Genomic DNA, 14,639 nt, shown 5'->3' on the forward strand with positions numbered 1-14,639 from the left:
CACTGGCCAGGTGGCCTCATGACGGGGTGTTTCCCTGATCCGGGCGCGCGAACTGGCGCACCTGGATCTGAAAGCCGTTGCGCAGGCCGAGGTAGAGGCTTTCGCCCGCCTGCAGGCCGGCCGCCTGGGCCCAGCGGGCCAGTTCGTCCTGGTCGAAGCCGAGCCAGAGATCGCCACAGGCGGCCCGCGCCCAGGTCTGGTCGTGGGGGCAGAGATCGGTGATCACTAGGCTGCCACCCGGCGCCACGCGGCGGGCCAGCTGCTGCAGGGCCTCCGCCGGTGCGGCGAGATGGTGCAGGACCATGTTGAGGACCACGCAGTCGGCCTGGGGCAGGGGCTCGGTGAGGGCGTCGGCCAGCTGTAAGTCGACCTGGGCGAGGCCGTCGCGCTGGCAGCGCTGGCGCGCCAGTTCGAGCATGGCCGGGCTGTTGTCCACCGCCACCACCCGGGCGAAGCGGCGCGCCAGATCCGGCAGGAAGGCGCCGTCGCCGGGGCCCACTTCCAGGGCGCAGCCGCGCGGATCCAGAGCCAGGGCGTCCAGCAGACTGAGCAGGCCGTCGCGATATTGCGGCAGACTGGCGATGAGATCCTGCTGAGCCTGGAATTTTTCCGCCACCCGGGCGAAGAAGTCGCGACTCACCGCGGCGCGCTGGGCATGCACCTCGCCGATCCGTGTCTGCACCGCGCTGGGCAGGGCCAGGGCGTCCACCTCTTCGAGCAGGGCGGCGTGCAGGGCGCCACCCAGGCTGCCTGGGCGGGGCAGGGCGCGGCGATAGAAGATGGCGTTGCCCTCGCGGCGCGTGGCTACCAGTTGGGCCTGAGCCAGCACCTTGAGGTGGTGGCTGATGCCGGACTGGCCGGTGGCGAAGATCTGCGCCAGCTCCAGCACGCCGAAGGAGGCGCTGTGCAGGGCGCGCAGAACGTTCAGGCGCAGGGGATCGCCGCCAGCCTTACACAGGGCGGCGAGGGTATCTCCTGGTTCTTGGCCGAGCGCCGGCACACGTAGCGGGGTCATAGGGGCGCTAGTCTAGAGACCCGATCCTGGCCTCGCAAGAAAAGCATCAAAAAGTTTTGATGCTTGTCCGAAGCATCGACTCGCGCATACGTCCGTAGATGTAGGTAAGATGCCGGGGCCGTTTGGCCGGCAGTCGTCGCGGCCTTGCGGTAACGACCGCGAAACTCGCGCGTCCAACCTGCAGCCCCCTTCCAGGAGCGTCACCGGGTAGCCCCATGTCCGTCCAGCCACCGTCCCCTTCCGCGCCCGCCACCGGCACGCGCCTGGTGATCTGCGAGCACTGCGATTCGGTGCATCGTCTCGAATCCCTCGCGGCGGGCGAGCGGGCGCATTGCCTGCGCTGTGGCGCCTTGCTCTATCGCGCCAGCCGCCTGGACATCCAGGGCCTGCTGGCCCTGGCGATCGCCGCCGCGGTGCTGTTCGTGATCGCCAATGTCGGGCCCATCCTGCAGCTCAGCTTTCGCGGCCTGCACAGCGAGGCGACCCTGCTGGAATCGGTGATCGCCATGAGTCGCGGCTTCGCCGGACCCATGGCGCTGGTGGTGGCCATGACCCTGTTCGTGGTGCCGCTGCTGCAGATTGCGCTGCTGCTCTGGGTGCTCGGCTTCGCCCAGGCCGGTCGCCGGGCCCCCGGCTTCGCCACGGCCATGGTCACCCTGCACTACCTGCGGCCCTGGAGCATGATCGAGGTCTTCGTGCTCGGCGCCCTGGTGGCGGTGATCAAGCTGGCCGGCTTGCTGCACGTGGTGGTGGGCCTGGGCCTGTTCGGTATGGTCGGACTGATGGTGGTGCTGCTGATCATCGCCAAGCGCGACCTGCATCCGCTGTGGGACGCCGTCGGGGAGCGCGAGCCGTGACCGCGCCCCAGTTGCCACCCCGCGCCGACGAACTCGGCCTCTGCCTGTGCCACGTCTGCGGCAAGGTCTGCACCGCGCCGCGCAACCACAAGGCCGGCTGCCCGCGCTGCGGCTCGGCGCTGCACCGCCGCAAGCCCAATGTCTATGCCAAGACCTGGGCCTACCTGATCGCCGCGCTGATTCTCTATATCCCGGCCAATACCCTGCCGGTGATGTTCACCGGTACCCTGGGGCGCGGCGTGGAGAGCACCATTCTCGAAGGGGTGATCGAATTCTGGGAAGGCGGCTCCTGGGGCGTCGCCCTGGTGATCTTCATCGCTAGCGTGGCGGTGCCCTCCATCAAGTTTCTGGTGCTCGGCACCCTGCTGGTGAGTTGCCAGAGACACAGCGACTGGGCGATGGCTCAGCGCGCCCGGCTCTATCGCTTTGTCGAGCTGATCGGCTACTGGTCGATGCTCGACGTGATCGTGGTGGCCCTGGTCTCGGCGCTGGTGCACTTCGGTGCCCTGAGTTCGGCAGCGCCGCGCCTGGGTATCGTGTTCTTTGGTTTCGTGGTGGTGCTGACGATGCTCGCCGCGATGAGTTTCGATCCCCGCTTGATCTGGGATGCAGAGGTGAACGATGACGGACAGGCATGAACCCGACGCCCTGGCGCCTACCCCCGAGGTACGCCGCAGTCGCTGGAGCGTATCGCTGATCTGGCTGGTGCCCATCGTGGCGGCCCTGATCGGGCTGTCCATGGTGATCCATAGCTGGGCCTCGCGCGGACCGACCATCACGGTGACCTTTCTCACCGCCGAAAGCCTGGAAGCCGGCAAGACCCAGGTCAAGTACAAGAACGTGGTGATCGGCACCGTCAGTGACATCCAGCTGGCGCCGGATCGCAATCGGGTGATCACCACCATCGAACTGGAAAAGTCCGCCGAGGGCTTCGCCACCAAGGACGCGCGCTTCTGGGTGGTGCGACCGCGCTTCGGCGTCAATGGCGTCTCCGGGGTCGATACCCTGCTGTCGGGTGCCTTCATCGGCGCCGACATCGGTGACTCTACCGATCTTAAACGCGACTTTCAGGGCCTAGAGCAGCCACCAGCGCTGATCCATGGCGCCTCGGGCAAGAGATTCATCGTCACCGCCGACGACATCGGTTCCCTGGACGTGGGCTCGCCAGTCTATTACCGGCGCATCCAGGTCGGCCGTGTGGTGTCCTTCCACCTCAACCAGGATGGCAAGGGCGTCAGCGCGCAGATCTTCGTCGATTCGCCCTATGATCGCTTCGTCACCGCCAACAGCCGCTTCTGGAACGCCAGCGGCGTCGATGTTTCCCTCAGCGCCTCCGGACTCAAGCTCAATACCCAGTCGCTGGCCACGGTGGTGGCGGGCGGCATCGCCTTCGTTACCCCGGAGTGGCCGAAGGATCCGGAGGCGGCCCAGGAAGACCAGGGCTTCACTCTGTTCGACGATCAGACCAGCGCCCTGGCACCGCCAGACGGCGAGCCCATCTATGTGCGCATGAGATTCCAGCAGTCGCTGCGTGGCCTCGCCACCGGCGCGCCGGTGGAATTCCTCGGTATGAACGTGGGCCGGGTGGTCTCCCTGACCCCCGATTACGACGATGCCCAGGATCGCTTCTCGCTGATCGTCGGCGCGGTCATCTATCCCCAGCGATTGGGTGACGTCGGCAAGCGCATCGAGACCAAGGACCGCGACGGCAGGCTGTTCGCTGGCTGGGTGGCCCGTGGCCTGCGCGCCCAGGCCCGTACCGGCAACCTCTTGACCGGACAGCTCTACATTTCCGTCGACTTCGTGCCCAACGCGCCCAAGGTGGCCTTCGATCCCCAGGCCAAGCCGCTGTCGATCCCCACCGTCACCGGCAGCTTCGATCGTCTGCAGGAGCAGATGGCCGGCATCGTCAACAAGATCGACAAGATCCCCTTCGATTCCATCGGCAAGAATCTCGACACCAGCCTGGCGCAGCTCAGTGGCACTCTCAAGCAGCTCAACGCGGGCGTCCTACCGCAGCTGACCACCACCCTGATGGGCGTGCAGCAACTCACCGGCAGCGCCAGCCAGAGCCTGGGCGCGGATTCCCCGGTGCAGCAGAATCTGACCCAGACCCTCGAAGAGATGCAGCGCATGGCGCGCTCCCTGCGCGTGTTCGGCGACTACCTCGGCCGCCATCCGGAATCCCTGATCCGCGGTCTGGTGACCGATCCGCCGCCCAAGTTCGAACCGGGCTCCCGTGATCCCGCCAAAGGAAAACTGCAATGAAGCGCCTGACCTGCCTGGCTCTGCCCCTGCTGCTGGCCGCCTGTTCGTCCAAGGCGCCGCTCAACTACCACACCCTGACCAGTGCCGCGGAGCCCGCTGCCAGTGGTCGCGCGGCCAGCTTTCGCTTCGCCCTGCAGGGCGTCTCGGTGCCGCCGCAGGTGGATCAGCCGCAGCTGGTGATCCGCCAGGGCGAGGGCATCGCGCTGCTGGAAAACGAGCGTTGGATCGCCCCCCTGGCCGACGAGGTGCGCAGTGCGCTGTCCGCCGACCTGTCCCGGGACCTGGGCACCCTGGACCTGGGCGATGCCCCCCGTGGCAGCGGCGCACCAGTGCTGCGCATCAAGGTGGACCTGCAGCGCTTCGATTCGCAGCCCGGGCGTGGCGTCCAGCAGGATGCGCTCTGGACCCTGCGGTTGGCCGAGCCCGGGGGTGAGCGGGTGCTTACCTGTGGCAGCCGGATCAGCCAGCCCGCCGGCGCCTCCTATGCCGAGGTTGTCGCGGCGCACCGCCAGGCGCTGAGCGCCCTGGCCAAGCGCATCGAGCCGGTCGCACGGGCCTTCGTGGCCGATCGCGACACGGAGTGCCCGACGGGCTGAGGCAACGCCTACACGACCGCGCCGATTGCTGGAAGTGCCCTGGCTGAGCGAAAATGGCCGCCCTTTCGCTCTGCCTCTGCCAGGAGACACCGCAATGCCCAGCCGTCGTGATCGAGCCAACGCCATCCGCGCCCTCAGCATGGATGCCGTGCAAAAGGCCAACAGTGGCCACCCCGGCGCCCCCATGGGTATGGCCGACATCGCCGAAGTGCTCTGGCACGATCAGCTCAAGCACAACCCTGGCAATCCCCAGTGGGCCGACCGTGACCGCTTCGTGCTGTCCAACGGCCACGGCTCCATGCTCATCTATTCGCTGCTGCACCTGTCCGGCTACGATCTGTCCATCGACGACCTGAAGAATTTCCGTCAACTGCACAGCAAGACCCCGGGCCACCCCGAGTACGGCTACGCCCCGGGCATTGAGACCACCACTGGTCCGCTGGGCCAGGGCATCGCCAACGCCGTGGGCTTCGCCCTGGCGGAAAAGGTCATGGCCGCCCAGTTCAACCGTGATGGCCACCAGATCGTCGACCACCATACCTACGCCTTCCTGGGCGATGGCTGCATGATGGAAGGCGTCTCCCACGAGGCCTGCTCCCTGGCCGGCACCCTGGGCCTGTCCAAGCTGATCGCCTTCTACGACGACAACGGCATCTCCATCGATGGCGAGGTCGAAGGCTGGTTCACCGATGACACCCCCAAGCGCTTCGAGAGCTACGGCTGGCAGGTGATCCGCAACGTCGACGGCCATGACGCCGACGAGATCCAGACCGCCCTGGACACCGCGCGCAAGAGCGACAAGCCCACCCTGATCTGCTGCAAGACCGTGATCGGCTACGGCGCCCCGCACAAGCAGGGCAAGGAAGAGTGCCACGGCGCGCCCCTGGGCAACGACGAGATCCAGGCCGCGCGCGAGCTGCTCGGCTGGGCCCATGCGCCCTTCGAGATTCCCGCCGACATCTATGCCGAGTGGAGCGCCCGGGAGCGCGGCGCCGCCGCCGAGGCCGAGTGGAACGAGCGGTTCGCCGCCTACGCCCACGCCCACCCGCAATTGGCCGCCGAGTTCAAGCGCCGCATGGCCGGCGACCTGCCCGCCGATTTCGCCGAGCGCGCCGCCGCCTTCATCCAGGACGTCGCCAGCAAGGGCGAGACCATCGCCAGCCGCAAGGCCAGCCAGAACGCCCTGCAGTTCTTTGGTCCGCTGCTGCCCGAACTGCTCGGCGGTTCCGCCGACCTGGCCGGCTCCAACCTGACCCTGTGGAAGGGCGCCAAGGGCGTCACCGCCGAAGACGCCAGCGGCAACTATGTCCACTACGGCGTGCGTGAATTCGGTATGAGCGCCATCATGAACGGCGTCGCCCTGCACGGCGGCCTGGTGCCCTACGGCGCTACCTTCCTGATGTTCATGGAATACGCCCGTAATGCGGTGCGCATGTCGGCGCTGATGAAGCAGCGGGTGCTCTATGTCTTCACCCACGACTCCATCGGCCTCGGCGAAGACGGCCCCACCCACCAGCCGGTGGAGCAACTGGCCTCGCTGCGCTACACCCCCAACCTGGATACCTGGCGTCCGGCCGACGCGGTGGAATCCGCCATCGCCTGGACCTCGGCCCTGGAGCGTCGCGACGGTCCCAGCGCGCTGATCTTCTCGCGCCAGAACCTGACCCACAGCGTGCGTGACGCCGCCACCCTGGGCAACGCCGCCCGTGGTGGCTACGTGCTCAAGGACTGCGTGGGCGAACCCGAGCTGATCCTCATCGCCACCGGTTCCGAAGTGGGGCTGGCGGTGCAGGCCCATGATCGCCTGACCGCCGAAGGGCGCCAGGTGCGTGTGGTCTCCATGCCCAGCACCAGCGTCTTCGACCGCCAGAGCCCCGAGTACCGCCAGCAGGTCCTGCCGGTGGAAGTCGGCGCGCGCATCGCCATCGAGGCCGGCATCGCCGACTTCTGGTACAAGTACGTCGGTCTCGACGGTCGTATCATCGGCATGCACACCTACGGCGAATCCGCTCCGGCGGCGGCGCTCTTCGAGCACTTCGGCTTCACCCTGGACAACGTCCTGGCTGTCGCCGGCGAGTTGCTGGAAGACTGAGTGTGCCGCGGTAATACGAAAAGCCCCGCCTAGGCGGGGCTTTTTCATGCCTGACAGGTAGCAGGCGCTCAGGGATTCACCCGAATGCTCGGCCCCACCAGAGTGACGCCCCCGGCATCCAGCTGGACGAAGCTGCCGCCCGCCTTGAGGGTCAGGTGGGCGCCGGCTTCCAGGACGATCTTCTGTCCGCTTTGCAGCTGGATTTCGCTACCGGTTTCGACGAATAGGCCGCCATCCAGGCGCAGGTGCTGACTCTCGTCGACGTCCAGGTGGTCATCGGCGCGCACCTCGGTGCGGCGTTCGCCATGGGTGATGCGGTGCTCTTCGGCGTGGAAGGTGCTGTAGCTGTTGGCCCGGATGCGCTGATGGCGCTCGTGGCCGATCTCGCTACGGTGGTCATGACCGATGTGTTCGTTCCAGTCACGCTGGGCATGGAGGTGGATCTCCTCCCGGCCCTGACGATCCTCCAGGCGCAGTTCGTTGTAACCGTTGCCGCCCGGGCTGCTTAGCCTCTTGAAGGTGCTGCGGGTCCTGTCCCGGGGCAGATCGAGCGATGGACGGTGTTCGGCGTGATGCAGGCAGCCGATCACCAGCGGCTGGTCGGGATCCCCTTCGAGAAAGCCCACCAGCACCTCCATGCCGATCCGCGGCACGCTCAGGGCGCCGTAGCCCGCCCCGGCCCAGCCGCTGGCGACGCGCAGCCAGCAACTGCTGCGCTCGTCCGCCTGGCCCTGGCGATCCCAGTGGAATTGCACCTTGACCCGGCCGAGGGCGTCGCAGTGGATCTCTTCGCCGGTCGGTCCGGTGACCACGGCGGTCTGGGCACCCAGCAGCCTGGGCCTGGGATGACGCAGGGGCAGGCGGAAGGGCAGCGTCCAGGGCCGGGCGACGAAGGTATTGCGATAGCCCTGGTAGAAGTCCTCAGCGGAGGCCTGGGGCAGGTTTTCTTCCAGCACCTGGGGCTGACGCCCCTGATGGCGGACGTCGGTCAGCAGCCAGAGCTGATTCCAATCGGCGCGTGGATGCTGCTCCAAGAGCAGGAAATGCCCGCTCGCCAGGCTGGGCTGATCGCTCGCGCCCTGAGCCTGGTGGACGTCGCCTCGCAGCCGCTCCAGCCGGCGAGTGTTGAGGCGCTGGCCGACTGCGCGATCGGTGAAGTGGCCGGGAAAGCCATAGTCTTCCAGCCTGGGCTGGGCCGCAGCTCCCGTGCTGCTCTGCAGGCACAGCCGTGGGTGCAGCGGATCGTGATCGCGCAGGAGGCTGGCGCTGCTGCGGATCCGCAGGCCGACCGCCAGGCGGCTGATGACGGGCTCGTCGGCCACCAGACCGCTGCCGGGCCGATAGCGGGTGGCGGCCAACCGCGGAAAGGCGGTGGCGTCATCGCCAAAGACCAGCACATGGCCGTCGCGCCGATGCTGGTGGTGGAAGTGCAGGCCCTCTTCCTCGCAAAGGCGGGTGAGAAAGGCCAGATCACTTTCGCCGTATTGCACACAGTAGGCGCGCGGTGGATAGCGGGTCGGGCCCAGGGCGAAGCGATAGTCGCCGTCGAGGATGCCGTGCTCCTGGAGCAACTGAGCGAGGATCTCAGGGACGCTGAGCCCCTGGAAGATGCGGGAATTGGTCCGGTGGGCGAGGTAGGCCAGGCGCGGCACCAGTTCGATGCGATAACGGGTCAGGCGGTGGCCGGAATCCCCCTGGGCGACGGCGGCGATCTGACCGTGGACGCCCAGGTCAGCCGGACCGAGGGCGAGAAAGGCTCGACGGTGCAGCAGCGACTCCAGCGGCCAGTCCGGGCGCTCGCTGACCAGTTCGAGCTGGAAGCGGTAGGGCTGGCCGATGGCCTCGCGACCGTCGAAGGCGAACACCTGGAAATCATGGGCGACGCCGTCCAGCGTCAGGGTGAACTGAGGGGTATCGGCTGGGGTGAACATCGGATCGCATCCTTGCGAATCGAAAACGCCCATGTGATCAGCCAGACTGCACGAGTTCAAGCTGCAAGAGGCGCATTCTAGAGCGATTTCACAGGCGAATTCTGGCGCAGTAGCGGTCTAGCCCAGGGCGAGGAAATCCTGCTGTCGTGGCAAGGCCCCTTCCAGCTCCAGCAGGAATTGCTTGGTCGGCAGGCCGCCGCCAAAACCGGTCAGGGCGCCGGAGGCCCCTATCACCCGGTGGCAGGGCAGCACTATAGGCAACGGATTGCGCCCGTTGGCAGCGCCCACTGCCCGCATCGCCTGGGGCCGCCCGAGGTGGCCGGCCAGTTGACCGTAGCTCCAGGTCTGGCCGTGAGGAATCTCCGCCAGGGCCTGCCAGACCTCCAGCTGGAAGGGGGTGCCGCGCGGCGCCAGGGGCAGCTCGAAGCGCTGACGCTGGCCGGCGAAATACTCGCCAAGCTGCGTGCAGGCCAGGGCGAGGATCGGATGGTCGGCGGCGACCCAGCTGTTGTCGCGCTTGGCCAGGTAGCGATTCTCGGGAAATTCCACCACGCGCAGGCCGCTGTCGTCGGCGGCCAGGGTGAGGGGGCCGATGGGGCTGTCCAGCAGGCAGTAGGCGATCATCAGGGCGACTCCTTGGCGAGACGGGTGGGGACGGGTTCGGCGGGAGTATCGGCGGGCGCCTTCCAGGTGGCTTCGCGCCAGACCTGCATCACCCCGTAGGCGCGCCAGGGCCGCCAAGCCTCTGCTCGGGCATACAGCGCTTTGGCGGTGAGGCGCTCGCCGGGCGGCGCCAGGCGTTTCTGCAGCACCAGGTCTTCCACCGGACAGGCATCGGGGTGGGCCAGGGCGCGCAGGGCGATGTACTGGGCGGTCCAGGGGCCGATGCCCTTGAGGGCGATCCAGCGCCGGGTGAAGTCGTCCAGGGTGCGTCCGCTGTCGAAGTCCACCTCGCCGGCGCGCAAGGCCCGGGCCACGGTGCCCAGGGTACCGGCGCGGGCGCGGATCAGGCCGAGGCCGGTGAGGTCTTCCAGAGCGGCCTCGGCCAGGGCCTCCACCGTGGGAAAGAAGTGGTGCAGGCCCGCCGGCGGGCGACTGGCCTCGTGGCCGGGCTCGCCCCAGGGGCGGCCGAAGCGCTGCACCACTCGGGCGGTCATGGTGGTAGCCGCCACCACGCTGACCTGCTGGCCGATGACGGCGCGCACGGCGATCTCGAAGCCGTCCCAGCCGCTGGGCAGGCGCAGGCCGGGCCGGCGCGCCACCAGTTCGGCCAGGGTCGGGTCGACGGAAAGGCCCTGGGCGATGGCTTCGGGATCGGCGTCCAGATCGAACATGCGGCGGATGCGTGCCACTGCCGCCTGCAGTTCGCCGGGTGCGGCGCTGTGCAATTCCAGGCGCAGCGCTGACGTGTCGGCATCCCAGGCCGAGACGCGCAGCCAGCCCGGCTGTTCGGGCGTGCCAATCACCCGGGCGTAGCTGGTGTCGTCCAGCACCTCGACTCCGGGCAGGGCGTGACCGCGAAGGAAATCCAGCTGGGCGGCAAAATCATAGGGCGGACGATAAGCCAGGCGCAGGACCAGCACTGGCGAAGCCGCGGCCTGGCCCTTGCGCACCTGGCTGGGGGCCAGGTCGTAGGCATCGCGAAAGGCGGTGTTGAAGCGTCTCAGACTGCCGAAGCCGGCGGCCAGGGCCACCTCGGTGATCGGCAGTCGGGTCTCGCTGAGCAATTGCTTGGCGAACAGCAGCCGGCGGGTGGTGAGCACCGCCAGGGGCGCAGCGCCTAGGCGCTCGACGAACAGCCGGCGCAACTGACGTTCGCTGAGATCGAGGCGGGCGGCGAGGGCGGGCAGACCGCCTTCCTCCAGGCCTTCGTCCATCAGTCGCAGGGCACGCGCCAGGGTGGCGTCGCCGCGTTGCCAGTGGCCACCGGCAGGGGAGAGTTCCGGGCGGCACCTCAGGCAGGGGCGATAGCCGGCGGCCTCGGCGGCGGCGGCGCTGGGGTAGTAGCTGACGTTTTCCGGGCGCGGCGGTTGCGCCGGGCACACCGGTCGGCAATAGATGCCGGTGGTGAGCACTGCGGTGTAGAACAGGCCGTCGAAGCGCGGGTCCCGCGCGAGGCGGGCACGTTCGAAGGCGGGAATGTCGGGGAAGGCGTTCATGGCGGCAGGTTAGCACCGGCCGGGAAGGGTGACTGGCCGTTTTCGGACATGGGCGCCGAGGTGGAGGTTTATCGCGGCCATGGCGGTCCGGCGCTGCGGCCGCTTTGGTTTTCGAGTAAATGCCTATCGCGGCCATGGGCCGCTCCTACAGGCGTTCGATACTTCTGTAGGAGCGGCCCATGGCCGCGATTTAAGGTCAGAAATTCCAATCCTCGTCTTCGGTGCTCACCGCCTTGCCGATGACGTAGGACGAGCCCGAGCCGGAGAAGAAGTCGTGGTTCTCGTCGGCGCTGGGGGACAGGGCGGCCAGGATCGCCGGGCTGACGTCGGTCATGCTGCTGGGGAACAGCGCCTCGAAGCCCAGGTTCATCAGCGCCTTGTTGGCGTTGTAGTGGAGGAATTTCTTCACGTCCTCGCTCCAGCCCACGCTGTCGTAGAGGTCCTCGGTGTAGGCCACCTCGTTGTCATAGAGGTCCTGCAGCAGCTCGTAGGCGAAGTCCTTGACCTGCTGGCGGCGCTCCGGCGTTTCCTTGGCCAGGGCCTGCTGGAATTTGTAGCCGATGTAGTAACCGTGCACCGCCTCGTCGCGAATGATCAGGCGGATCAGGTCGGCGGTATTGGTCAGCTTGGCGCGGCTGGACCAGTACATCGGCAGGTAGAAGCCCGAATAGAAGAGGAAGGATTCCAGAAAGACGCTGGCCACCTTGCGCAGCAGCGGGTCGTCCGCGTGGTAGCGCGCCAGGATCAGGTCGGCCTTGGTCTGCAGATAGGGATTCTCCTCGCTCCAGCGATAGGCCTCGTCCACGTCCGGCGTCGAGCAGAGGGTAGAAAAGATCGAGCTGTAGGAGCGCGCATGCACCGCTTCCATGAAGCCGATGTTGGCGATCACCGCCTCTTCGTGGGGGGTGACGGCATCGGCCAGCAGGGTCGGGGCGCCCACGGCGTTCTGGATGGTGTCCAGCAGGGTCAGGCCGGTGAAGACGCGGATGGTCAGCTGCTGCTCCTTGGGCGTCAGGGTCGCCCAGGAGGGGATGTCGTTGGACAGCGGGATCTTTTCCGGCAGCCAGAAATTGCCGGTCAGGCGATTCCACACCTCCAGGTCCTTGTCGTCCTGGATGCGGTTCCAGTTGATGGCGTTGATGCGGTTCAGGCGCGGCGCGTTGACGGGTGCGTTCATGGCGATTTCCTCACAGGCTGCAGGACACGCAGCCCTGCACCTCGGTGCCTTCCAGGGCGGCCTGGCGCAGGCGGATGTAATAGAGCGTCTTGATACCCTTCTTCCAGGCATAGATCTGCGCCCGGTTGATGTCGCGGGTGGTAGCGGTGTCGCGGAAGAACAGCGTCAGCGACAGCCCCTGGTCGACATGGCGGGTGGCCTCGGCATAGGTGTCGATGATCCTTTCCGGGCCGATCTCGTAGGCGTCCTGGTAATACTCCTGGTTGTCGTCGGCGAGGTAGGGCGCCGGGTAGTAGACACGGCCCAGCTTGCCTTCCTTGCGGATCTCCACCTTAGCGACGATGGGGTGAATGCTCGAAGTGGAGTGGTTGATGTAGGAGATCGAGCCGGTGGGCGGGATGGCCTGGAGGTTGCGGTTGAACAGCCCGTGCTGCATCACCGAAGCCTTGAGTTCCTGCCAGTCGGCGCGGGTCGGCAGGTGGATGCCGGCCACCTCGAACAGCTCGGCCACCCGTGGGGTACGGGGGGTGAAGTCGCCCTCGGTGTACTGGTCGAAATAGGCGCCACTGGCGTACTTGGAATCGGCGAAGCCCTGGAAGCTCTGGCCGCGTTCGATGGCCAGGCGATTGGAGGCGCGCACCGCGTGGTAGGTGACGGTGTAGAAGTACAGGTTGGTGAAATCCAGGCCTTCCGCCGAGCCGTAGTGGATGTGTTCACGGGCCAGGTAGCCGTGAAGGTTCATCTGGCCCAGGCCGATGGCGTGGGAGGCGGCGTTGCCGGCGGCCACCGAGGGCACGCAGCGGATATCGCTCATCTCCGAAACTGCGGTGAGACCGCGGATGGCGGTTTCCACGGTGCGGCCCAGATCCGGTGAATCCATGGTGCGGGCGATGTTCAGCGAGCCCAGGTTGCAGGAGATGTCCTGGCCGATGTGCGCGTAGCCCAGGTCTTCGCTGAAGCGGCTGGGGGTATTGACCTGCAGGATCTCCGAGCAGAGGTTGCTCATGTTGATGCGCCCGGCGATAGGGTTGGCCCGATTCACCGTGTCTTCGAACATCAGGTAGGGATAGCCGGACTCGAACTGGATCTCCGCCAGGGTCTGGAAGAATTCCCGGGCGTTGATCTTGCGCTTGCGGATGCGCGCATCGGCGACCATCTCCGCGTATTTCTCGCTGACGCTGATGTCGGCGAAGGGCACGCCATAGACCCGTTCCACGTCATAGGGCGAGAACAGGTACATGTCGGCATTGCGCTTGGCCAGCTCGAAGGTGATGTCCGGGATGACCACGCCGAGGGACAGGGTCTTGATGCGGATCTTCTCGTCGGCATTCTCGCGCTTGGTGTCGAGGAACCTGAGGATGTCCGGGTGGTGGGCATTGAGATAGACGGCCCCGGCGCCCTGGCGCGACCCCAGCTGGTTGGCGTAGGAGAAGGCGTCTTCCAGGAGCTTCATGATCGGGATAATGCCGGAGGACTGGTTCTCGATGCGCTTGATCGGCGCCCCGACCTCGCGCACGTTGCTCAGCAGGAAGGCCACGCCGCCGCCGCGCTTGGAGAGCTGCAGCGCCGAATTCACCGCGCGGCCGATGGACTCCATGTTGTCTTCGATACGCAGCAGGAAGCAGGACACCAGCTCGCCACGCTGGCGCTTGCCGGCGTTGAGAAAGGTCGGGGTGGCCGGTTGGAAGCGCCCGCTGATCATCTCGTCCACCAGGGACTCGGCCAGATGTTCGTCACCGCGCGCCAGACTCAGGGCGACCATGCACACCCGGTCTTCGTAGCGTTCCAGGTAGCGCTGGCCGTCGAAGGTCTTGAGGGTGTAGCTGGTGTAGTACTTGAAGGCGCCGAGAAAGCTCTGGAAGCGGAATTTGTAGGCATAGGCGCGCTCGAACAGCGCTTTGACGAAGGCCGGGTTGTACTGCTCCAGTACCGCCGCCTCGTAGTAGCCCTTGTCCACCAGATAGCCGAGTTTCTCGTCCAGGTTATGGAAGAACACCGTGTTCTGGTTGACGTGCTGGAGGAAGTACTGCCGCGCCGCCTGGCGGTCCTTGTCGAGCTGCAGCTCGCCATTGGGACCATAGAGATTGAGCATGGCGTTGAGTGCATGATAGTCCGCGTCGCTGCCGGTCGGGGTCAGGCCTGACGTTGCCAAAAGTCGTTCACTCCCGTGCGCACCCGGTCGACGTCTTCCGTCGTGCCGAGCAATTCGAATTGGTAGAGCAGGGGCACCGCGCATTTCTGGGCGACGATGCGTCCACCCAGGCAGTAGCCCTCGCCGAAGTTGGTGTTGCCGGCGGCGATGACGCCGCGGATCAGGGCCCGGTTGTGCGGATCGTTGAGAAAGTGGATCACCGGCTTGGGCACCGCGCCCTTGCTGCCGCCGCCGCCATAGGTCGGCAAGACCAGGATGTAGGGCTCGCGGGCCTTGAGCGGTTCGGCGGTGGGATCCTGAGGAATGCGCCGCGCCGGAAGACCGAGTTTCTCGACGAATCTGTGGGTGTTCTCCGAGGTGCTGGAGAAATACAGCAGCTCACCCATGGCCCT

12 protein-coding genes are annotated in these 14,639 nt (G+C 66.7%); 5 read left to right on the top strand and 7 right to left on the bottom strand.

The genetic code is table 11. The features are described 5' to 3' along the window. Positions 1–16: 16 nt before the first annotated feature. A complete protein-coding gene (locus LRS53_RS09070; protein ID WP_231355683.1) occupies positions 17–1,015 on the bottom strand; it encodes an ArsR/SmtB family transcription factor in 999 nt (332 codons plus the stop codon). 215 nt (positions 1,016–1,230) lie between these two features. On the opposite strand from LRS53_RS09070, the gene LRS53_RS09075 reads away from it, so the two are divergent. The 5 genes from LRS53_RS09075 to tkt all read left to right on the top strand — a co-directional run bounded on the left by LRS53_RS09075 (position 1,231) and on the right by tkt (position 6,828). Further along, entirely contained in the window at positions 1,231–1,872 is a 642-nt protein-coding gene (locus tag LRS53_RS09075) for a paraquat-inducible protein A (protein WP_231355684.1), read from the top strand. Next, a complete protein-coding gene (locus LRS53_RS09080) occupies positions 1,869–2,510 on the top strand; it encodes a paraquat-inducible protein A (RefSeq protein ID WP_442968491.1) in 642 nt (213 codons plus the stop codon). Before LRS53_RS09075 ends, LRS53_RS09080 begins: the two co-directional genes overlap by 4 nt. Beyond that, on the top strand, positions 2,494–4,140 hold the full coding sequence (locus tag LRS53_RS09085) for a PqiB family protein (RefSeq protein WP_231355685.1): 1,647 nt from the start codon (positions 2,494–2,496) through the stop codon (positions 4,138–4,140). The genes LRS53_RS09080 and LRS53_RS09085 overlap by 17 nt, the downstream gene beginning before the upstream one ends. Continuing rightward, the gene (locus LRS53_RS09090) at positions 4,137–4,736 is read left to right on the top strand and encodes a PqiC family protein (protein ID WP_231355686.1); all 600 of its coding nucleotides are present in this window, start codon (positions 4,137–4,139) and stop codon (positions 4,734–4,736) included. The genes LRS53_RS09085 and LRS53_RS09090 overlap by 4 nt, the downstream gene beginning before the upstream one ends. 94 nt (positions 4,737–4,830) lie before the next feature. Then, positions 4,831–6,828, top strand: a complete 1,998-nt coding sequence (tkt, locus tag LRS53_RS09095) for a transketolase (protein WP_231355687.1) — start codon at positions 4,831–4,833, stop codon at positions 6,826–6,828. 68 nt (positions 6,829–6,896) lie between these two features. On the opposite strand, the gene tssI is transcribed toward tkt, so the two are convergent. From tssI to nrdI, 6 genes are all read right to left on the bottom strand, one after another. Next, the gene (tssI, locus tag LRS53_RS09100) at positions 6,897–8,759 is read right to left on the bottom strand and encodes a type VI secretion system Vgr family protein (protein ID WP_231355688.1); all 1,863 of its coding nucleotides are present in this window, start codon (positions 8,757–8,759) and stop codon (positions 6,897–6,899) included. A 117-nt stretch (positions 8,760–8,876) separates the two neighbouring features. Further along, a complete protein-coding gene (locus LRS53_RS09105; RefSeq protein WP_231355689.1) occupies positions 8,877–9,383 on the bottom strand; it encodes a methylated-DNA--[protein]-cysteine S-methyltransferase in 507 nt (168 codons plus the stop codon). Further along, positions 9,383–10,918: a DNA-3-methyladenine glycosylase 2 gene (locus LRS53_RS09110; RefSeq protein ID WP_231355690.1), complete on the bottom strand. Its 1,536-nt coding sequence runs from the start codon at positions 10,916–10,918 to the stop codon at positions 9,383–9,385. Before LRS53_RS09110 ends, LRS53_RS09105 begins: the two co-directional genes overlap by 1 nt. A gap of 196 nt (positions 10,919–11,114) precedes the next feature. Continuing rightward, positions 11,115–12,095: a class 1b ribonucleoside-diphosphate reductase subunit beta gene (gene nrdF, locus LRS53_RS09115; protein WP_160922002.1), complete on the bottom strand. Its 981-nt coding sequence runs from the start codon at positions 12,093–12,095 to the stop codon at positions 11,115–11,117. A 10-nt stretch (positions 12,096–12,105) separates the two neighbouring features. Beyond that, on the bottom strand, positions 12,106–14,247 hold the full coding sequence (gene nrdE, locus LRS53_RS09120; protein ID WP_231355691.1) for a class 1b ribonucleoside-diphosphate reductase subunit alpha: 2,142 nt from the start codon (positions 14,245–14,247) through the stop codon (positions 12,106–12,108). Then, positions 14,229–14,633: a class Ib ribonucleoside-diphosphate reductase assembly flavoprotein NrdI gene (nrdI, locus tag LRS53_RS09125; RefSeq protein WP_183631641.1), complete on the bottom strand. Its 405-nt coding sequence runs from the start codon at positions 14,631–14,633 to the stop codon at positions 14,229–14,231. The genes nrdE and nrdI overlap by 19 nt, the downstream gene beginning before the upstream one ends. Positions 14,634–14,639 lie beyond the last annotated feature (6 nt).

The sequence above is a fragment of the Pseudomonas sp. PLB05 genome (genome assembly GCF_021106615.1).
In the GTDB taxonomy this organism is placed as follows: domain Bacteria; phylum Pseudomonadota; class Gammaproteobacteria; order Pseudomonadales; family Pseudomonadaceae; genus Chryseomonas; species Chryseomonas benzopyrenica.